The 21043-nt window shown below is 61.7% G+C and carries 17 protein-coding genes; 11 read left to right on the top strand and 6 right to left on the bottom strand.

Annotated features, from left to right (window positions below; genetic code table 11):
• Nucleotides 1–119: 119 nt before the first annotated feature.
• The 6 genes from AB4N84_RS04745 to AB4N84_RS04720 all read right to left on the bottom strand — a co-directional run bounded on the left by AB4N84_RS04745 (nucleotide 120) and on the right by AB4N84_RS04720 (nucleotide 7144).
• Entirely contained in the window at nucleotides 120–950 is an 831-nt protein-coding gene (locus AB4N84_RS04745) for an ABC transporter permease (protein WP_460045407.1), read from the bottom strand.
• A complete protein-coding gene (locus AB4N84_RS04740) occupies nucleotides 940–1890 on the bottom strand; it encodes an ABC transporter permease (RefSeq protein ID WP_460045406.1) in 951 nt (316 codons plus the stop codon). Before AB4N84_RS04740 ends, AB4N84_RS04745 begins: the two co-directional genes overlap by 11 nt.
• Nucleotide 1891: 1 nt before the next feature.
• Nucleotides 1892–2929, bottom strand: coding sequence for an ABC transporter ATP-binding protein (locus AB4N84_RS04735; protein ID WP_460045405.1), 1038 nt, complete (start codon nucleotides 2927–2929; stop codon nucleotides 1892–1894).
• A gap of 260 nt (nucleotides 2930–3189) precedes the next feature.
• Nucleotides 3190–4341, bottom strand: coding sequence for a putative ABC transporter substrate-binding protein YdcS (gene ydcS, locus AB4N84_RS04730; RefSeq protein WP_074752784.1), 1152 nt, complete (start codon nucleotides 4339–4341; stop codon nucleotides 3190–3192).
• Nucleotides 4342–4464: 123 nt separating this feature from the next.
• Nucleotides 4465–5943 (bottom strand): gamma-aminobutyraldehyde dehydrogenase, encoded by a 1479-nt coding sequence (locus tag AB4N84_RS04725; protein ID WP_460045403.1) that lies wholly within the window; start codon nucleotides 5941–5943, stop codon nucleotides 4465–4467.
• Between the two features lie 286 nt (nucleotides 5944–6229).
• Entirely contained in the window at nucleotides 6230–7144 is a 915-nt protein-coding gene (locus tag AB4N84_RS04720) for a LysR family transcriptional regulator (RefSeq protein WP_346829335.1), read from the bottom strand.
• Between the two features lie 178 nt (nucleotides 7145–7322).
• Here AB4N84_RS04720 and AB4N84_RS04715 point away from each other — a divergent pair, with 178 nt between their 5' ends.
• The 11 genes from AB4N84_RS04715 (at nucleotide 7323) to AB4N84_RS04665 (ending at nucleotide 21023) form a co-directional block, all read left to right on the top strand.
• A complete protein-coding gene (locus tag AB4N84_RS04715) occupies nucleotides 7323–8078 on the top strand; it encodes a tellurite resistance TerB family protein (RefSeq protein ID WP_460045402.1) in 756 nt (251 codons plus the stop codon).
• Nucleotides 8079–8441: 363 nt separating this feature from the next.
• Nucleotides 8442–10064, top strand: a complete 1623-nt coding sequence (locus AB4N84_RS04710; protein ID WP_074752780.1) for a methyl-accepting chemotaxis protein — start codon at nucleotides 8442–8444, stop codon at nucleotides 10062–10064.
• 9 nt (nucleotides 10065–10073) lie between these two features.
• Nucleotides 10074–10610 (top strand): chemotaxis protein CheW, encoded by a 537-nt coding sequence (locus AB4N84_RS04705; RefSeq protein ID WP_460045400.1) that lies wholly within the window; start codon nucleotides 10074–10076, stop codon nucleotides 10608–10610.
• On the top strand, nucleotides 10607–11911 hold the full coding sequence (locus AB4N84_RS04700; RefSeq protein WP_460045398.1) for a CheR family methyltransferase: 1305 nt from the start codon (nucleotides 10607–10609) through the stop codon (nucleotides 11909–11911). The genes AB4N84_RS04705 and AB4N84_RS04700 overlap by 4 nt, the downstream gene beginning before the upstream one ends.
• Complete coding sequence (locus AB4N84_RS04695; protein WP_460045397.1) at nucleotides 11908–12591, top strand: chemotaxis protein CheW; 684 nt, start codon at nucleotides 11908–11910, stop codon at nucleotides 12589–12591. Before AB4N84_RS04700 ends, AB4N84_RS04695 begins: the two co-directional genes overlap by 4 nt.
• Entirely contained in the window at nucleotides 12588–14981 is a 2394-nt protein-coding gene (locus AB4N84_RS04690) for a response regulator (protein ID WP_460045396.1), read from the top strand. Before AB4N84_RS04695 ends, AB4N84_RS04690 begins: the two co-directional genes overlap by 4 nt.
• Nucleotides 14978–15988 carry a chemotaxis response regulator protein-glutamate methylesterase gene (gene cheB / locus AB4N84_RS04685; protein WP_074752775.1) on the top strand — a complete coding sequence of 337 codons (1011 nt, stop codon included), beginning with the start codon at nucleotides 14978–14980 and terminating at the stop codon, nucleotides 15986–15988. Before AB4N84_RS04690 ends, cheB begins: the two co-directional genes overlap by 4 nt.
• A 45-nt stretch (nucleotides 15989–16033) precedes the next feature.
• Nucleotides 16034–17038 carry a diguanylate cyclase domain-containing protein gene (locus AB4N84_RS04680; protein ID WP_460045395.1) on the top strand — a complete coding sequence of 335 codons (1005 nt, stop codon included), beginning with the start codon at nucleotides 16034–16036 and terminating at the stop codon, nucleotides 17036–17038.
• Nucleotides 17039–17336: 298 nt separating this feature from the next.
• Nucleotides 17337–18432 (top strand): peptide chain release factor 2 gene (prfB, locus tag AB4N84_RS04675; protein ID WP_143024366.1). Its coding sequence is split into 2 segments (ribosomal slippage): nucleotides 17337–17408 and nucleotides 17410–18432, totalling 1095 coding nucleotides; the frame shifts between segments, so codons are not numbered across the junction.
• A 106-nt stretch (nucleotides 18433–18538) separates the two neighbouring features.
• Complete coding sequence (gene lysS, locus AB4N84_RS04670) at nucleotides 18539–20041, top strand: lysine--tRNA ligase (RefSeq protein ID WP_074752773.1); 1503 nt, start codon at nucleotides 18539–18541, stop codon at nucleotides 20039–20041.
• A 241-nt stretch (nucleotides 20042–20282) separates the two neighbouring features.
• On the top strand, nucleotides 20283–21023 hold the full coding sequence (locus AB4N84_RS04665; RefSeq protein ID WP_074752772.1) for a TetR/AcrR family transcriptional regulator: 741 nt from the start codon (nucleotides 20283–20285) through the stop codon (nucleotides 21021–21023).
• Nucleotides 21024–21043: the final 20 nt, after the last annotated feature.

The raw sequence follows: 21043 nt of genomic DNA, 5'->3' as shown, positions 1-21043 counted from the left end.
GCAGGTTTTACGACCGGTTCCCGGCCGATCGTCCGAATGCGGCCCAGACACAAGCCACGCTCCTACAGTTGTATGTATTCCAGGCCGGGAGCGGGATCTGCCACGCGGCCTCACTTTGGTTATTTCCCGCCACTTCCGGCCACGCTTTCCCCGCCTCGGGTGAGGTAATAGGCGCCGAAAATCGGCAGCATGGTCACGATCATCACCAGCATCGCGACCACATTGGTCACGGGCACATCCCGTGGGCGGCTGAGTTGGTTGAGCAGCCAGATCGGCAGCGTGCGTTCGTGGCCTGCGGTGAAAGTGGTGACGATGATTTCGTCGAACGACAGCGCGAACGCCAGCATGCCGCCGGCCAGCAACGCCGAGCCGAGGTTGGGCATGATGATGTAGCGAAAGGTCTGCCAGCCGTCGGCACCCAGGTCCATCGAGGCTTCGATAAGGCTGTGAGAGGTGCGGCGCAGACGTGCGATGACGTTGTTGTAGACGATCACCACACAGAAGGTCGCGTGACCGACGATGATCGTGAACATCCCCGGCTCGATGCCCAGCGTCTTGAACGCCGACAGCAACGCCAGGCCGGTGATGATGCCGGGCAGGGCGATCGGCAGGATCAGCATCAGGGAGATGCCGTCCTTGCCGAAGAAGTCGCGTCGATACAGCGCCGCCGAGGCCAGCGTGCCGAGCACGATGGCAATCAGCGTGGCGACGCAGGCGATCTGCAGCGACAGCTTGATCGACTCCAGCACGTCAGGCCGTGAGAACGCCACGCTGAACCACTTCAGGGTGAAGCCCTGCGGCGGAAAGCTGAACGCGGCGTCTTCGGTGTTGAAGGCGTACAGGAAGATGATCAGGATCGGGAAATGCAGAAACACCAGCCCGCCCCACGCCGCGATCTTCAGACCCCAGGAGGCCTGGTCGCCCTGCTTCACGAAAGGTTTAGAGCGCATCGAAAGCCCCCAGTCGTTTGACGATGGACAGGTAGATGGCGATCAGCACGATCGGCACCAGGGTGAAGGCCGCCGCCATGGGCATGTTGCCGATGGCGCCTTGCTGGGCGTAGACCATGCTGCCGATGAAGTAGCCGGGTGGGCCGATCAGTTGCGGCACGATGAAGTCACCCAGGGTCAGCGAGAAGGTGAAGATCGAGCCCGCAGCGATGCCTGGCACCGACAGCGGCAGGATCACGTGCATGAACGTCTGCCGAGGCTTGGCGCCCAGGTCGGCCGAGGCTTGCAGCAGCGACGGTGGCAGGCGCTCCAGCGAGGCCTGGATCGGCAGGATCATGAAGGGCAGCCAGATGTAGACGAACACCAGGAAGCGCCCTAGGTGCGAGGTCGACAAGGTGCTTCCGCCGACACCGGGAATCCCCAGAATCACCTGTAACACCGGCTCAAGGCCCAGGTGCTGAACGAACCACTGAGCGACGCCACCTTTGGCCAGCAGCAGCGTCCAGGCATAGGCCTTGACGATGTAACTGGCCCACATCGGCATCATCACCGCGATGTAGAAAAACGCCTTGGTCTTGCCCGTGGTGTAGCGCGCCATGTAATAGGCGATGGGGAACGCGACGATGGCGCTGGCGATGGACACGGCAATCGCCATGCTCAACGTGCGCTGGATCACGTCGAAGTTGGCCGGGTTGAACAGCGCGCCGAAGTTGGTCAGGGTCAGGTCCGGCGTGACCGTCATGCTGAAGTCGTCGAAGGTGTAGAACCCTTGCCACAACAGCGTCAGCAGCGAGCCGAGGTAGATCGCGCCGAACCACAGCAGCGGCGGGATCAGCAGCAGCGACAGGTACAGGTTCGGCCGTCGGTACAGCAGATTGGAAAAGCGCCGCAGAAGGGTTTGCCCTGACATCGGCGCCGAATGGGCGAGTGTCTGGCTCATCTCAATGGGCCTCTGTAACGGTGTCGGCCAGCGGGATCATCGCCTCGCGTGCCCAGCGAGCGCAGATACGCTGACCGGTCTGGTGCTGCGCGCTGGTGTCCAGCCATTGGGTATTGGCCTGGCTGACGCTGAGGGTCTGGCCGTTGTCCAGTTTCAGCTCGTAGCGCGTGGCGCTGCCCTGATATTGAATGTCGTGCAGCAGGCCGCTGATCTCGATTTCATGACTCGCCAGCGGGCCTTCTGCAAAGCGGATGTGTTCCGGGCGAATGGAAAAGGCGTTCGGTGTGCCGCTCAGCTGTTGCGCCAGTTCGCCGCGCAACACGTTGGAGGTGCCGACGAATTCGGCGACGAACGTGGTCGCCGGTTTCATGTACAGATTGCGCGGGGTGTCGACCTGCTCGATGCGGCCCTTGTTGAACACGGCGACACGGTCCGACATCGACAGCGCTTCGGTCTGGTCGTGGGTCACGAAGATAAAGGTGATGCCAAGCTGGCGTTGCAGCTTCTTCAGCTCGCTCTGCATCTGCTCGCGTAACTTCAGGTCGAGGGCACCGAGGGGCTCGTCGAGCAACAGAACACGAGGCCGATTGACCAACGCACGGGCCAGTGCCACGCGCTGGCGCTGACCGCCCGACAGTTGCACAGGCTTGCGATCGCCGTAGCCGCCCAGGGCGACCATGCTCAAGGCCTCTTCGGCACGCGCCAGGCGCTCGCTTTTGCCGACGCCTTTAACCTTCAAGCCATACGCCACGTTGTCGCGCACGTTCATGTGGGGGAACAGCGCGTAATCCTGAAACACGGTGTTGACGTCGCGCTGGTAGGGCGGCAATCCGGCGGCTTCTTCGCCGTGGATGCGGATCGAACCGGCGCTGGGTTGTTCAAAGCCTGCGATCAGGCGCAGGCAAGTGGTTTTGCCCGAGCCCGACGGGCCCAGCATGGAAAAGAACTCGCCGTCCTTGATGTCGATGGAAACCCGGTCAACGGCTTTCACTTCGCCGAACTGACGGGAAACGTGGGTGAACTGGACTGCAAGGGTCATGGTGAAACCTCAAGTGAACGCGAACGCCGTCGCAGCGGGTTCGCCGGGTGCATCAAAATGCAGACATCTGAAAGAACGCCGTCACTGGGATGATCGTTCCCACGCGGAGCGTGGAGCGATCAAAAGTAGGAGCGCGCTTGCCCGCGATGGCGGTGTGTCAGGCACCCTCCATGTCACAGACAGATCGCATTCGCGGGCCAGCGCGCTCCTACAGGTTTTGCGGTGTGCCGGAGACCGGAGTCAGCCGACACCTCCCTGCCTTATCGCCCGCCCATGATCGCGATGTAGTCCTGGGTCCAGCGGCTGTACGGCACGTACTTGCCACCCTCGGCTTGCGGGGTTTTCCAGAAGGCGATCTTGTCGAACAGGTCGAAGCCGTTGGTGGCGCAGCCTTCGGCACCTAATAGCTCGCTGGCCTTGCACGCTTCAGGCACCACCGGCAGTGAACCGAACCACGCGGCGACGTCGCCCTGGACTTTCGGTTGCAGCGACCAGTTCATCCACTTGTAGGCGCAGTTCGGGTGCTTGGCGTCGGCGTGCAACATGGTGGTGTCGGCCCAACCGGTCGCGCCTTCCTGCGGGATGGTCGAGGCGACTGGCTGCTTGTCGGCGACCAGGCCGTTGACCATGTAGCCCCAGGAGCTGGAGGCCGCGACGCCTTCGTTCTTCACGTCGCTCATCTGCACGGTTGCGTCATGCCAGTAGCGGTGCACCAACGGGTGCTGGGCGCGCAGCAGGTCGAGCACGGCCTTGTACTGGGTTTCGGTCAGCTGGTACGGGTCTTCGATTTTCAATTCCGGCTTGGCGGTTTTCAGATACAGCGCTGCGTCGGCGATGTAGATCGGGCCGTCATAGGCCTGGACGCGGCCTTTGTTGGGCTTGCCGTCCGGCAGGTCCTGCGCCTCGAACACCACGCTCCAGCTCACCGGCGGCGTCTTGAACACGTTGGTGTTGTACATCAGCACGTTCGGGCCCCATTGGTAGGGCGTGCCGTAAGTCTGCTTGTTGACGGTGTACCACGGGCCGTCTTTCAGGCGCGGGTCGAGGGTTTTCCAGTTGGGAATCAGGTCGGTGTTGATTGGCTGAACACGCTTGCCGGCCACCAGACGCAGCGACGCATCCCCCGATGCCGTCACCAGGTCATAACCGCCCTTGGTCATCAGGCTGACCATCTCGTCAGAGGTCGCCGCCGTCTTGACGTTGACCTTGCACCCGGTCTCCTGTTCGAAGCCGGTGACCCAGTCATAGGCCTTGTCGCTTTCGCCCCGTTCGATGTAGCCCGGCCACGCCACGATATCCAGCTGGCCTTCGCCGTTGCCGACAGCCTTGAGCGTTTCAGCCGCCTGCAAGGTGCCGCTGGCGAACAACGCGGTGATCACAGCGCTCAGGAGCGCGGTCTTTTGCACTGACATGGGGGTTCCCTCTTTTTCAAATTATGGTCGGGGCAGTTTTGAACGGTGACTCGGTGCGGCGTGCTTGTTTCAAGCTCTTATTAGCGTAGCGGTGTTAGTTGTAGCCGATGTGGCATCTGCTGTTCACGGCAGATCGCTGCCGTGGCGGGCCATGATGTGTCTGACAACGCTGTAGTCCTGAAGCGAATCGCTCGACAGGTCTTTCCCGTAGCCCGAACGTTTCAGGCCGCCATGGGGCATTTCGCTGACCAGCATGAAATGGCTGTTGATCCAGGTGCAGCCGTACTGCAAACGCGCGGCGACTTGCATGGCCTTGTCGAGGTTTTGCGTCCAGATCGACGAGGCCAGGCCGTATTCCGAGTCGTTGGCCCATTCCACGGCCTGGGACAATTCGTCGAAGCGGGTGACGGTTACCACCGGGCCGAACACTTCTCGCTGGACGATCTCATCGCCTTGCTTGCACCCGGCGAGCAAGGTCGGCTGATAAAAGAAGCCAGGGCCTGAGTGCACCGCGGCGCCAGTGATGCGTTCGATATGGGGCTGGCTCAGCGCACGCTCAACGAAGCTGGCGACCCGATCACGCTGACGCACACTGATCAGCGGGCCGATCTCGTTGTCGGCATCGCGCTTGCCGGCGAATCGCAGGCTGCTGACCGCAGCACCCAGCTCGGCGACCAATTTGTCGTGAATACCGGCCTGAGCGTAGATGCGACACGCGGCCGTGCAGTCCTGGCCGGCGTTGTAATAGCCGTAGGTGCGCACACCCTCGACGACCGCCGCAATGTCGGCATCGTTGCAGACGATCACCGGCGCCTTGCCGCCCAGTTCGAGGTGCGTTCGTTTCAGGGTTTTGGCCGCAGCCTGGAGGATTTTCTGGCCGGTGACGATATCGCCGGTCAGCGAGACCATGCGCACTTTCGGGTGGCTGACCAGGTGACTGCCGACCCCTTCACCGCCGCCGCAGAGAATGTTGATCACACCGTTGGGCAGCAGGCGGGCGAAAACCGGCGCCAACGCCAATATGGACAGTGGTGTGTGTTCCGAGGGTTTGAACACCAGCGTATTGCCCGCCGCCAGCGCCGGAGCGATCTTCCAGGCAGCCATCATGATCGGGTAGTTCCACGGCGCAATCGATGCAACGACGCCAATCGGGTCGCGGCGGACCATGCTGGTGTAGCCCGGTACGTATTCGCCGGACAATTGGCCGGTCTGGCAACGGACGGCGCCGGCGAAGAAGCGGAACACGTCGACAGCGGCGGTCAGGTCATCTTGACGCGCAAGGTGCAGGGGTTTGCCGCAGTTCAGCGATTCCAGTTGCGCCAGATGGTCAGCGTTTTTTTCGATGGCATCGGCAATGCTCAACAGAATATTCGAGCGTTGTTGTGGCGTGGTGCGCGACCAGCCGGTGAAAGCGCGGTTGGCCGCCAGAATGGCAGTCTCGACCTGCTCGGTGCTGGCTTCGGCAATGTGGGTCAATACCTCGCCGGTGGCGGGGTTAAGGATCGGTTCGACAAACCCCTGACCCGCGACCAGTTCACCGTCGATCAGCAAAGAGGTGAACAGTTGAGCGGTTGTGGTGTGTGGGGTTGCTGCGCCAGCCATTGTTCGAGCTTCCTTGTGTCGATGCTTTGTTATTTATGGCGCGTAGCCAACGTGTCGCCGTTGTCGGGCGCAGCGCTGGATAACTGTGGGAGCGAATGTATTCGCGATAGATGCACACGGCGACCTGTCTCTACCGGCTGTACGGGCGTCTCGCGAATAAATTCGCTCCCACAGATCCGGCGCTGCGGCGCTCCGCAAAATCCGGAAACAACTCAGTTCCCAAGCCTCAGAGCCTAGTGCGGCTTCCAGGGCTCGACAAATTCTAAATACTGAATGCAGCGTTCGATTAAATAGATGGCCTGCGCCCTGGATGCGGTTGCTCGCGGGCCACGCTGAGAAATGGGTCGACCAACGAGGGACGCGCAGTGCCCCGCCGCCACGCAAGGCCGACGTCCAGGGTCTGGGTCAGGTCCGCGATCGGGCGTGCTTCGATGATGTCGCCCTCCAGCGACCACGGGCGATAGGTCATGTCCGGCTGGATCGACACGCCCAGGCCGGCGGCCACCAGGCTGCGGACCGCCTCGGTCGAGGCCGTGCGCAGCGTGACCTTGGGTTGCAGCCCGGCGCGTGACCAGACGCGCTGGGCATTGGTGCCCATTTCATCGACGTTGAGCTGGATCAGCGGCTCACGCGCGACGTCGGCCAGGTTGATGCTGTCGTGCTCCAGCAACGGGTGTTGCGCCGGCAGCCACAGGCGGTGGGGTGAGTGAGTCAGGACCTCGGTCTGCAGTGCGTGGCGATCTTCCAGGTTCGACAGAATCAATACCCCGACGTCGATTTCGCCGCTGACCAGCAGATGTTCGATATAAGGCCGCTCATCCTCCATCACGCGGATGTCCACGTTGGGGTACGCGCGCTGAAAACGGGTCAGCAGGTCTGCGAGGTAGTAACCGGCGACCAGGCTCGTCACGCCGATGATCAACTGCCCGGCCACCTGATCGGCGCCTTGCTGCAGGCTGCGCTTGGCGTTTTCGACGGTGGCAAGAATCAGGTGGGCCTGACGCAGGAACTGGTGGCCTTGGTGGGTCAGGGTCATGCCCTTGGCGTGACGGCTGAACAGGCTGACCCCGATCTCTTCTTCCAGTTGCTGAATGGCCAGGGTCAGCGTCGATTGAGAGATGAACACCGCTTGGGCGGCCGCCGAGATCGATCCGGTTTCCGCGACCGCAATGAAGTGACGGATCTGGCGTAGCGTCATCATGAGGGCACCGGCTCGCTTGGCTTTTTAGAATTGAACGACTGTATATCGTTTTTCCTGAGGGGCCGCCAGCGACGTCTATGGAGGCGGCAACATTCAGAAGCACACCTGAAAGCCCGGTTTGCCGACTTCGTCTTACCCTGCGAGTCGAATGATTTCTTCCGTTTTCAGGAGCTTTCTTATGAACACCCGTGGCTTGCTCGATCAATTGTTGAAATCCGGCCAGGACCTGCTGAAGAACGCCTCAGGCGGGCCGGCGCCCTCCGGTTCTCACGGTAAAAGCGTGCAGGGGAAGGGCGCGCAAGGCGGCCTCAACGATTTGCTGGGCAAAGTAGGCGGCGGCAACCTTGGCGGGTTTCTTTCGGGCGCGGGAGGCGGCGCGCTGGCAGCCGGGGCAATGGGATTGCTGCTGGGCAACAAAAGCGCGCGCAAGATCGGAGGCAAGGCGCTGACCTACGGCGGTCTGGCCGCGTTAGGCGTCCTGGCGTACAAGGCCTATGGCAACTGGCAGGCCAATCAAGGTCAAGGCGCCTCGCAACAGATCGAGCTGCAGACCGTTGACCGGGTGCCTCCTGCACAGGTCGAGCAACACAGCGAGGCCATCCTGCGAGCGCTGGTGGCGGCGGCCAAGGCCGACGGGCACGTCGATGCAAACGAACGACAGTTGATCGAAGGCGAATTTACTCGCCTGACTGGCGACAGTGATTTGCAGCAATGGCTGCACGTCGAGCTGAACAAGCCGCTGGACCCGACCGACGTCGCCCGTTCCGCGCGCACCCCGGAAATCGCCGCCGAGATGTACCTGGCCAGCGTGATGATGGTCGATGAAGAGCACTTCATGGAGCGCGCGTATCTGGATGAACTCGCCAAGCAGTTGAAGATTGAGCCAGGGCTCAAGCAGGAACTGGAAAACCAGGTGCGGCAATCTCAGCAGTAACAGACACCCGATTCCCTGTAGGAGACGTCGGAGGTTACGACGGCAGCGAACGAATGGCTTCAGTGGTAGATGGGTTGCCTGACACTACGCTTTCGCTGCCGTCGTAACCTCCGACGTCTCCTACAGGTTCGAAGGTGATTCAGTGCTCCCGATAACGCCTGGGCGCCTGCCATCAAGCAATCCTCCCACATGCCGATAGCGTGTCAGATATTTCTGATATATCTGTGCGTTATCGCGTTATCTATGTCGGAAACAGCCCGGTTAATTGGTAAGGCACTAGGCTATACTCCGCTCGCTTCGGGCCGTCTGTGGTCCGCTTCTTGAACCCGGTATCTGCCGGTGTTGAACTCTTGAGGGCTGACTGTGAAGAACTGGACGTTGCGTCAACGTATTTTGGCGAGCTTTGCGGTAATCATCACCATCATGCTGTTGATGGTCGTTGTGGCGTTCAATCGGCTGTGGGTCATTGAAAACAGCGGCGATGAAGTTCGACTGGATGCGCTGCCTGGCGTCTATTACAGCGGCACTGTGCGAGGCGCTTGGGCGGAAAGTTACGTGCGCACCCAACAGTTGCTGGTCGAGGGCACTGGGCGCAGCCTCAGCAGTACTGAAGAAGATGAATACAAAGATTTCGAAGACCGTCTGCAAACGCAAATTGCGAACTATCAGAAGAGCATTTTTGAAGAAGACGATCGCAGTGACTTTGCCCATTTCCTGCAATTGCGCGAGCGTTATGGGTTGGTGCTCAATAGCGTTCTTGCCGCCTATCAAAGTGACAACTTCCCGCTGGCGCAACGTATTTTCGCCGAGCAACTGACGCCGGTGTGGTCTGAAGGTCGCAAGGTGCTCAATACGTTGGGCGCCAAGAACAAGCTCAACGCTGATCGGTCGTCCGACAATATTCAGGCCGCTGTTTCCAGTGCAAAGATCACCCTGGGGATTTCGCTGATCGTTGCCGTGCTGGTGGCAGCCGGTTGCGGCTTGCTGCTGATGCGCGCGATTCTGGCGCCGATGAACCGCATCGTGCGGATTCTCGACACCATGCGCACGGGTGATCTGAGCAGCCGTCTGAAGCTGGACCGCAACGATGAGTTCGGTTCCGTGCAGACCGGTTTCAACGACATGGTCACCGAACTGGCCGCACTGGTGTCCCAGGCGCAGCGCTCGTCCGTGCAGGTCACCACGTCGGTCACCGAAATTGCGGCCACCTCCAAACAGCAGCAGGCGACCGCCACGGAAACCGCCGCGACCACCACCGAGATCGGTGCAACCTCCCGTGAAATCGCCGCCACGTCGCGCGATTTGGTCCGGACCATGACAGAAGTCACCTCCGCTGCGGACCAGGCCTCGATTCTTGCCGGTTCCGGACAGCAAGGGCTGGCGCGCATGGAAGACACCATGCATTCGGTGATGGGCGCGGCCGACCTGGTCAACTCCAAGCTGGCGATCCTCAATGAGAAAGCCGGCAACATCAATCAGGTGGTGGTGACCATCGTCAAGGTGGCCGACCAGACCAACCTGCTGTCCCTCAACGCCGCCATCGAAGCCGAGAAAGCCGGCGAGTACGGCCGTGGTTTTTCCGTGGTCGCGACCGAAGTGCGACGTCTTGCCGACCAGACCGCCGTGGCGACCTACGACATCGAACAGATGGTGCGTGAGATCCAGTCGGCGGTGTCGGCGGGCGTCATGGGCATGGACAAATTCTCCGAAGAAGTGCGGCGGGGGATGTTCGAAGTGACGCAGGTCGGCGAGCAGCTTTCGCAGATCATCCACCAGGTGCAGGCGCTGGCGCCCCGGGTGTTGATGGTCAACGAAGGCATGCAGGCGCAAGCCACCGGTGCCGAGCAGATCAATCAGGCCCTGGTGCAGCTGGGCGATGCCAGCAGCCAGACCGTGGAGTCCCTGCGCCAGGCCAGTTTCGCCATCGACGAGCTGAGCCAGGTCGCGGTGGGACTGCGCAGCGGCGTTTCGCGCTTCAAGGTCTGAGTCGGGACCATGATCGAGCATTCAGCCAAGCGCAGCACGGTCGTGTTGCCGAAGAACAAGCTGTTCCTGTTGTTTCGCATCGGGACGGAACGGTATGCGCTGGAAGCGACGGAAGTCGCCGAAGTGCTGCCTCGGCTGGTGCTTAAACCCATTGCTCAGGCGCCGCATTGGGTGGCGGGGGTGTTTGCTCATCGTGGTGCGGTGGTGCCGGTCATCGACCTGAGCGCTTTGACCTTCGGTGAACCTGCCCAGTCACGCACCAGCACTCGTCTGGTGCTGGTGAACTACCGCGTCAGCGCCGAGCGCGCGCCGCAGTGGCTGGGGCTGATTCTTGAGCAGGCCACCGAAACCCTGCGCTGCGCCCCGGATGAGTTCAAAGCGTACGGCCTGGACAACCGGCAGGCGCCGTACCTTGGCCCGGTGCGTGAAGACGCCCTGGGTTTACTGCAGTGGATTCGCGTGCAGGATTTGCTGACCGATGCTGTGCGTGAATTGCTGTTTCCGGCCCAGCCGTTGAGCCTTGAATCGTTCGAGGCGACGTCATGAGCGAAGACGCGCGTTTCTTCGCGTTCCTCAAGCACCGCATCGGGCTGGACGTGGCGTCCGTTGGCGAGGCCATCATCGAACGCGCGGTGCGCCAGCGCTGCACGAGCGCTAGGGCCGTGGACCATGACGCCTACTGGCAACTGCTGCAGAGCTCGGCAGAAGAACAGCAAGCGCTGATCGAAGCGGTGATCGTGCCCGAAACCTGGTTTTTCCGTTACCCGGAGTCTTTCGGCACGCTGGGCAAGCTGGCCGCTGCGCGTCTGGCGCAGCTCAACGGCGTGCGACCGCTGCGCATCCTCAGCCTGCCCTGCTCGACGGGTGAAGAGCCTTACTCGATTGCCATGGCGTTGTTCGATGCCGGTCTGCAACCGCAGCAGTTCAAGGTCGAGGCGGTGGACATCAGCCCGCTGTCCTTGCAGCGCGCGCGCCAGGGCGTATACGGCAAAAACTCGTTTCGCGGCTCTGACCTCGGTTTTCGCGAGCGTTACTTCAGTCAGGTCAATGAGGGCTATCGCGTCGAGGATCGGGTTCGCGAGCGCGTCAGTTTTCAAGCCGGGAACCTGCTTGATCCGACCTTGCTCGTCGCGCAGTCGGCCTACGATTTTGTGTTCTGTCGCAACCTGCTGATCTATTTCGACGTCGACACCCAGAAGCGTGGCTTCGAGGCGCTCAAGCGCATGACGCGCGATGACGGCGTGTTGTTCATCGGACCTGCTGAGGGCAGCCTGCTCGGTCGCATGGGGATGGCGTCGATCGGCATCGCCCAGTCGTTCGCCTTTCGCCATCGTGCCGACCCGCTGCCCGATCCGCTCACTGTGGTGACCGCGACGCCGGTCGCTCCGCCGCTGCCCGTTGAATCGTCACGTCTGGTCAAGCCGATACCGCCGACCACTGCGCGGATCAGAAGCAGCGTAAGCCCGTTTGCACCGGCTCCACCCGTGCCCCGCGCGACGATGCCACCGTCGGCTGCCGCAGGCGAAGCCGCCACCTTGCTCGACGACATCAGGCGTCTTGCCAACGAAGGCAAGAGTGCCGAGGCAAAAGCGGCGTGCGATCAATACCTCAAGCGCTACGAGCCGGTGGCGCGAGTGTTCTATTGGCTGGGGCTGCTCAGCGAAGTCGGAGGTGACGTGTCGGGCGCACAAGGGTTTTACCGCAAGGCGTTGTACCTCGAGCCTCAGCACCCCGAAGCATTGGCGCAGTTGGCGGCGTTGCTGGCGGCTCAGGGCGACGCGGCGGGCGCTCGCCGTTTGCAGGAACGTGCAGCGCGTGGCGTGAACAAAGAAGGACGTAATCGATGACCGGCGTACACAGTGAACTGGTGAGCCACGACGCTCAGGCCATCGACGATTGCTGGAACCGGATCGGCATTCATGGCGACCGCTCATGCCCATTGCTGGTGGAGCACATCCATTGCCGCAACTGTTCGGTGTATTCGGCGGCGGCCACACGATTGCTCGACCGCTATGCGTTGGCTCAGGAGCACCGCGTGTCGATGCAGGGCGAGGACCTGGCCAGTGACGTCCAGACCCGCTCCCTGGTGGTGTTTCGTCTGGGGGAAGAGTGGCTGGGCCTGCCGACGCGCTGCCTGGTCGAGGTCTCGCCGGTGCAGACCATTCACTCGCTTCCGCATCAACGCTCGCGCGCGCTGCTGGGCGTTGCCAACGTGCGAGGCGCGCTGGTCGCGTGCCTGTCGTTCGTCGAGCTGCTCGGACTGGACACCTCGCTGCCCCCATCGACGTCGGCGCGCATCATGCCGCGCATGTTGATCGTCTCGGCCGAGGGCGGGCCGGTGGTGGTGCCGGTCGATGAAGTGGACGGAATTCACGCCATCGAGGCGCGGCTGCTGGATTCGGCCTCGGCGCCCGCGCAGAACAGCAACGCCCGGTTCACCCGAGGCGTGGTGCAGTGGAAAAATCGCAGCCTGCGGTTGCTGGATGAAGAACACCTGTTGTCGGCAGTGAACCGGAGCCTGACATGACGCCCGATCAGATGCGCGACGCTTCGTTGTTCGAACTGTTTACCCTGGAAGCCGAAGCCCAGACCCAGGTCCTGAGCGCAGGCTTGCTGGCGCTTGAGCGCAACCCCACGCAGGCGGATCAGCTGGAAGCCTGCATGCGCGCAGCGCATTCGCTCAAGGGCGCGGCGCGGATCGTCGGGGTCAATGCCGGCGTCAGTGTTTCCCACGTCATGGAAGATTGTCTGGTGGAGGCGCAGGAAGGGCGTCTGCACCTCAAGCCCGAGCACATCGACGCGCTGTTGATGGGCACCGACATGCTCATGCGCATTGCCACGCCAGGCGAAAGCAGCGTTGGACAAAGCGATGTCGACGGTTATGTCGCGCTGATGACCGACCTGATCAAGCCCGGTGTGCGCCACGCGGTCATTGCGCCAAGCGCCACACCCTCAATGGACGATCTTTTGCTCGCCAACGCTCAGTCGCTGGTGGCGTCCGTTCAGTCTGCGTTGGGGCCTGCGGCGTTGAGCGCACCGCTGTCGGCGCAACCGCTGCCCGCCGATCTGTTATTGCCGGTGCCCTCAACGTCTTCCACGCCGACTGAAAGCGAAGACGATTCCGCGCCGTCGAAGCCCGGGCGCCGCAGTGAGCGCCGTGTTGCCGAGGGTGGCGAGCGCGTGCTGCGAGTGACCGCCGAGCGCTTGAATAACCTGCTCGACCTGTCGAGCAAGTCGCTGGTTGAAACGCAGCGGCTGAAGCCGTACCTGACCGCCATGCAGCGGGTCAAACGGTCGCAAAGCGGTGCCAGCCGTGCGCTCGACAGCCTGGAAGCCTTGCTCGATGCCAGTGTCGATCCCGATGCGCAAAAGATGCTCGAAGAAGCCCGGCGTCTGTTGAGCGAGGCGCAGCACCTGTTGATTCAGCAGACCTCCGATCTGGACGAGTTCGGCTGGCAGGCGACCCAGCGTGCCCAGTTGCTGTACGACACCGCGTTGGCCTGCCGCATGCGTCCGTTTGCGGACGTCCTGGTCGGGCAGGCGCGCATGGTTCGCGACCTTGGACGCTCTCTGGGCAAACAGGTGCGTTTGGAGATTGAAGGCGAGAAGACCCAGGTCGATCGCGATGTACTGGAAAAACTCGAGGCCCCGCTGACGCATTTGCTGCGCAACGCGGTCGATCACGGCATCGAATCACCCGAGCAGCGACTTGCCAGCGGCAAGTCCGCGGAGGGATTGATAACGCTCAGGGCGTCGCATCAGGCGGGGCTGCTGGTGGTCGAACTGATCGATGACGGCGCCGGGGTCGATCTTGAACGCCTGCGTCGCAGCATCATCGACCGCAAGTTGTCGCCCGAGGAAACGGCGGCGCAGTTGAGCGAGGAAGAGTTGTTGAGCTTCCTGTTCCTGCCCGGTTTCAGCATGCGCGACAAGGTTACCGAAGTCTCGGGCCGGGGTGTCGGGCTGGATGCCGTGCAGCACATGGTTCGGCAGCTGCGGGGAGGTGTCGAACTGGTCCAGCAGGCGGGGCAGGGCAGCTGCTTCCATCTCGAAGTCCCCCTGACGCTGTCGGTGGTGCGCAGCCTGGTGGTGGAGGTCGGTGGTGAGGCCTATGCTTTCCCGTTGGCGCACATCGAACGCATGCGTGACGTGCAGGCCGATGACATCGTGCAGCTCGAAGGCCGTCAGCACTTCTGGCACGAGGAGCGTCATGTCGGGCTGGTCGCGGCCAGTCAGTTGCTCAATCGCCCGGCCAGTCAGCACAACGAAGACGTGCTCACGGTGGTCGTCATCCGAGAGCGCGACGCGGTGTACGGCGTGGCGGTGGAGCGATTTATCGGCGAGCGTACGCTGGTGGTGCTGCCACTGGATCCCCGCCTGGGCAAGGTTCAGGACATCTCGGCGGGCGCGTTGCTTGACGATGGTTCTGCGGTGCTGATCATCGACGTCGAGGACATGCTGCGTTCGGTTGAAAAATTGCTGAATACCGGACGCCTGGAACGTATCGATCGGCGCAATCGTCAGGCGGATAATCAAGCCCGCAAACGCGTGCTGGTGGTCGACGATTCGCTGACCGTGCGCGAGCTTGAACGCAAATTGTTGCTGGGGCGCGGCTATGACGTAGCGGTGGCGGTGGACGGCATGGACGGGTGGAACGCGTTGCGCGCCGAGGATTTTGACTTGCTGATCACCGACATCGACATGCCGCGCATGGACGGTATCGAACTGGTGACATTGCTGCGTCGCGACAGTCGCCTGCAGTCATTGCCGGTGATGGTGGTGTCATACAAGGATCGTGAGGAAGACCGCCGTCGAGGACTCGACGCCGGTGCCGACTATTATCTGGCCAAGGCCAGTTTCCATGACGACGCGTTGCTCGACGCGGTCGTTGAGTTGATAGGAGATGCGCAAGGATGAAGATCGCCATCGTCAATGACATGCCCATGGCGGTCGAAGCGCTGCGCCGTGCGCTGGCGTTCGAGCCCGCGCATCAGGTGGTGTGGGTCGCCAGCAATGGGGCCGAGGCGGTGGAACGGTGTGCCGAACTGACCCCGGATCTGATCCTGATGGACTTGATCATGCCGGTGATGGATGGCGTGGAGGCCACCCGCCGCATCATGGCCGAGACGCCGTGCGCCATCGTGATTGTGACGGTGGACCGTGAACAGAACGTCCACCGGGTATTCGAGGCCATGGGCCACGGTGCGCTGGACGTCGTGGACACCCCGGCGATCGGTGCGGGCAACCCCAAGGATGCTGCCGCGCCTTTGTTACGCAAGATTCTTAATATAGGCTGGCTCATTGGTCAGCGTGACAGCCGCGTGCGTCCTACACCGGCTCCGTTGCGCGAAGCCTCGCAGCGTCAGGGTCTGGTCGCTATTGGTTCGTCCGCAGGTGGGCCGGCGGCGCTGGAAGTGCTGCTCAAGGCGCTGCCTCAGGACTTTCCGGCCGCCATCGTGTTGGTGCAGCACGTGGATCAAGTGTTTGCCGCCGGGATGGCACAGTGGTTGAGCAGCTCTTCGGGGTTGCAGGTGCGGCTGGCCCGTGACGGTGAGCCGCCACAAAGCGGCGCCGTGCTGCTGGCGGGCACCAACCACCATATTCGTCTGTTGAAGAACGGCACGCTGGCTTATACGGCAGAGCCGGTGAATGAGATTTACAGGCCTTCGATCGATGTGTTTTTCGAAAGCGTGGCCAGTTATTGGAACGGTGATGCAGTCGGTGTTCTGTTGACGGGGATGGGGCGCGATGGCGCACAGGGGCTCAAGCTGATGCGTCAGCGCGGGTTCCTCACCATCGCCCAGGACCAGCGAAGCTGTGCGGTGTACGGCATGCCCAAAGCGGCAGCCGCAATTGACGCCGCCAAGGAGATTCGCCCGCTGGACACGATAGCGCCTCGCTTGACCGAGGTATTCACCCAATGAATTTCCAGGTGATTTCACAGCCCGCCTGTGACCAGGAGACCTTGAATGCATGATTTGCAGCTGGACGATGTAAACGCCACGGACGAAAACGCTGCCATGGTGTTACTGGTCGACGATCAGGCGATGATTGGCGAGGCAGTCCGGCGTGGGCTGGCGAACGAAGAAAACATCGATTTTCACTTTTGCGCCGACCCGCATCAGGCCATCGCTCAGGCGATCCAGATCAAACCGACGGTGATCCTTCAGGATCTGGTCATGCCGGGTCTGGACGGTCTCACGCTGGTGCGCGAATACCGCAACAACCCGGCCACCCGGGATATTCCGATCATCGTGCTCTCCACCAAGGAAGACCCGCTGATCAAGAGCGCGGCGTTCGCGGCCGGTGCCAACGATTACCTGGTCAAACTGCCGGATAACATCGAGCTGGTCGCGCGTATCCGCTATCACTCGCGCTCCTACATGACCCTGCTCCAGCGTGACGAAGCCTACCGCGCGCTGCGGGTCAGTCAGCAGCAGTTGCTGGACACTAATCTGGTGCTGCAACGCCTGATGAACTCCGACGGCCTGACCGGGCTGTCCAATCGCCGCCACTTCGACGAATACCTGGAACTGGAGTGGCGCCGGGCGATTCGTGAGCAGACGCAGTTGTCGTTGATGATGATCGATGTCGACTATTTCAAAGCCTATAACGACAATTTCGGTCACCTGGAGGGGGACGAAGCGTTGCGTCAGGTCGCCAAGGCGATCCGTGCCAGCTGCAGCCGTCCTTCCGATTTGCCCGCCCGTTACGGCGGTGAAGAGTTCGCGCTGGTGCTGCCCAATACCTCACCAGGCGGCGCACGCCTGCTGGCCGAGAAACTGCGCCAGACCGTGGCCGGCATGAACATCCCTCATATCGCACCCAGCGACGGTGCCAGCCTGACCGTCAGCATCGGCCTGTCGACCGTGGTGCCGCAGGTCGGCAGCCACAGCCGCCAAGTGATCCAGAGCGCTGATCAGGGGCTTTATGCGGCCAAGCACAATGGGCGCAATCAGGTGGTGGTGGGCTGATCCGATACCGATCAATGGACGTGCGCAGCACTGTGGGAGCTGCTGGAGGTTACGACAGTGGCGAATGCGGTCTGCAGCTGACCTCGATAGAGACCGCCCCGCCGCCTTCGCTGCCGTCGTAACCTCCGACGTCTCCTACAGAATGGACTGCACCTGGAAGCTGGGCACCCAACCCATTTTTTGAGATGTCCAGAGAATGCATTGATCCTCTCTGACCCTGCCCAACGGACTGCCATCAGGGCGGGAGCTGGGGTATACTCGTCGGCTTTGAAAATTTCGCCTGCGAGTGCTGCCTACCATGGAAATCAACCCGATCCTAAACAGCATCAAGGACCTGTCCGAGCGCTCCGAATCCATTCGGGGGTATCTTTGACTACGATCACAAACATGATCGTCTGACCGAAGTAAACCGCGAGCTCGAAGATCCGGCTGTCTGGAACAACCCGTCGTACGCCCAGGAACTGGGTCGTGAGCGTTCTCTGCTCGCACAGATCGTCGAAACCCTCGATGAAATGAGTTCCGGTCTGACAGACGCCAAAGACTTGCTGGACATGGCCGTCGAAGAAGATGACGAAGGGGCTGTCGCCGACGTCGTTGCTGAAATCGATCGCCTGCGCGAGTCGCTGGAGAAGCTCGAATTCCGTCGCATGTTCAGCGGCGAAATGGACCCCAACAACGCCTACCTCGATATCCAGGCCGGCTCCGGCGGTACCGAAGCTCAGGACTGGGCCAACATTCTGCTGCGCATGTACCTGCGCTGGGCCGACAAGCGCGGCTTCGACGCGACCATCATGGAGCTGTCCGAAGGCGAAGTCGCCGGCATCAAGGGGGCCACGGTTCACATCAAGGGCGAGTACGCCTTTGGCTGGCTGCGCACCGAGATCGGCGTGCACCGCCTGGTCCGCAAGAGCCCGTTCGACTCCGGCGCCCGCCGCCACACCTCGTTCTCGGCGGTGTTCGTGTCCCCTGAGATCGACGACCGCATCGAGATCGACATCAACCCGTCTGACCTGCGAATCGATACCTATCGCTCGTCCGGTGCGGGTGGTCAGCACGTCAACACCACTGACTCGGCGGTGCGTATCACCCACGTCCCGACCAACACCGTGGTCAGCTGCCAGAACGAGCGCTCCCAGCACGCGAACAAGGACACCGCCATGAAAATGCTGCGGGCCAAGTTGTATGAGCTGGAAATGCAGAAGCGCAACGCGGCGTCCCAGGCGCTGGAAGACACCAAGTCGGACATCGGCTGGGGTCACCAGATTCGTTCGTACGTCCTCGATGACTCGCGCATCAAGGACTTGCGTACCGGCGTTGAGCGCAGCGATTGCAACAAGGTGCTGGACGGCGACCTCGACGGCTACCTCGAAGCAAGCCTCAAACAGGGGCTGTAAACGCGACACCACTGTTACGGGTACGGCGCATCCTTCTACCGCGACCGGCCCGTGATCCCTTGCCTGTGGCAAGAAGCAACGAACCTGTGATGGAAAATCAAAAGACATGAGCGACCAACAACTCGACCCGCAAGCCCTGCAACAGGAAGAAAACACCCTGATCGCCCTGCGCAAGGAAAAGCTTGCTGCCGAGCGCGCCAAGGGCAATGCCTTCCCGAATGACTTCCGCCGCGAAAACTACTGCAACGACCTGCAGAAACAGTACGCGGACGAGACCAAGGAAGCGCTGGCCGAGGCGGCGATTCCGGTCAAGGTTGCCGGTCGCATCATGCTCAACCGTGGTTCGTTCATGGTGATTCAGGACATGACCGGTCGCATTCAGGTCTACGTCAACCGCAAGACACTGTCCGAAGACACCCTGGCCGCCGTCAAGACCTGGGACATGGGCGATATCATTGCCGCCGAAGGCACCCTGGCCCGTTCCGGCAAGGGCGACCTGTACGTCGAAATGACCAGCGTCCGTCTGCTGACCAAGTCGCTGCGTCCGCTGCCGGACAAGCACCACGGCCTGACCGACACCGAGCAACGCTACCGTCAGCGCTACGTCGATCTGATCGTCAACGAAGACGTGCGTCAGACCTTCCGCGTGCGTTCGCAGGTCATTGCGCACATTCGCAGCTTCCTGATGAAGCGCGACTTCCTGGAAGTCGAAACGCCGATGCTGCAGACCATTCCTGGCGGCGCGGCGGCCAAGCCGTTCGAAACCCACCACAACGCCCTGGACATGGAAATGTTCCTGCGCATCGCGCCTGAGCTGTACCTCAAGCGGCTGGTTGTCGGTGGGTTCGAGAAAGTGTTCGAGATCAACCGCAACTTCCGTAACGAAGGCGTTTCGACCCGTCACAACCCTGAATTCACCATGTTGGAGTTCTACCAGGCGTACGCCGACTACGAAGACAACATGGACCTGACCGAAGAGCTGTTCCGTGAACTGGCTCAACTGGTTCTGGGCAGCACCGACGTGCCGTACGGCGACAAGGTGTTCCACTTCGGCGAACCGTTCGCGCGTCTGTCGGTGTTCGACTCGATCCTCAAGTACAACCCCGACCTGACCGCCGAAGACCTGAACGACATCGACAAGGCTCGCGCCATCGCCAAGAAAGCCGGCGCCAAGGTGCTGGGCTTCGAAGGTCTGGGCAAGCTGCAGGTGATGATTTTTGAAGAGCTGGTCGAGCACAAGCTGGAGCAGCCGCACTTCATCACCCAGTACCCGTTCGAAGTGTCGCCGCTGGCCCGTCGTAACGACGACAACCCGAACGTCACTGACCGTTTCGAACTGTTCATCGGTGGCCGTGAAATCGCCAACGCCTACTCCGAGTTGAACGACGCGGAAGACCAGGCCGAGCGTTTCATGGCACAGGTGGCCGACAAGGACGCAGGTGACGACGAAGCCATGCATTACGACGCCGACTTTGTTCGCGCCCTTGAATATGGCATGCCGCCGACAGCGGGTGAGGGCATCGGTATCGACCGTCTGGTGATGCTGCTGACCAACTCGCCGTCGATCCGCGACGTCATCCTGTTCCCGCACATGCGGCCGCAAGCATAAGCGCTTTAAAACAAGCCGCCTGAGCAGGGCGGCTTTTTTTTGTCCATTACAGTCACGCAGGCCAACGGTAGGAGCGTGGCTTGTCCCGCGATCGGCGACGCAGTCGTCGCAAAACCGGCGAATGCGGTGTAACAGGAAAACCGTGTGCTCAGGATTTACGACGGGTTCCCCGCCGATCGCGGGACAAGCCACGCTCCTACAGGCTCCGCGCCTGCCAGTCATTCAAAGAGGAAAACCTGTCGTGAATCGTACGATCGCTCAAAAGGGAGCCGCTGGCCTTGCCACGGCCGTCGCACAGAGTGTTCAGTATCAAGGCCGCAAGGCGAGCCGACAGGGAAGCGAACAGCGCCGACAGCAGATTCTCGATGCGGCCATGCGCATTCTCATCCGTGATGGCGTGCGGGCCGTCCGGCACCGCGCCGTGGCCGCCGAAGCGCAAGTGCCGCTGTCGGCCACCACTTATTACTTCAAGGACATCGACGACCTGCTCACCGATGCCTTCGCCCAATACGTCGAACGCAGCGCGGCCTACATGGCCAAGCTGTGGACCAACACCGAAACCCTGCTGCGCGAAATGGTCGCGCGCAACGACGGCAGCGCCGATGCCCGCGCGCGGCTGGCGGACGAGATTGCGCGCATGACCCTGGACTACGTGCGCCATCAGTTGCTGACGCGCCGCGATCAATTGATCGCCGAGCACGCCTTCCGCCTCGAAGCGTTGATCAACCCGCGACTGGCGCCTCTGGTCAGCGCGCACCAGCAGATTCTGTTGCAGGGAAGCGCCCAGTTTCTCGAGGTCATGGGCTCGGCCCAACCGCAAGTGGATGCGCAAGTGTTGACGGGGATTATCGGGCGGATGGAATATCAGGGCTTGCTCGAGGGACCACGTCCCCACGCAGACGAAGAAATGCTCGCTATTCTTACCCGCCAGATGCATCTGGTGCTGGGCACCGCCAAGCCCATGACGGGCTGCAACGCATAATTTCAGGGCTCGGTGTCGAG

It is taken from the genome of Pseudomonas sp. S2_H01, from assembly GCF_054668305.1.
The sequence above is the reverse complement of the archived record's forward strand: the minus strand, read 5'-3'. Positions and strand labels throughout refer to the sequence as shown.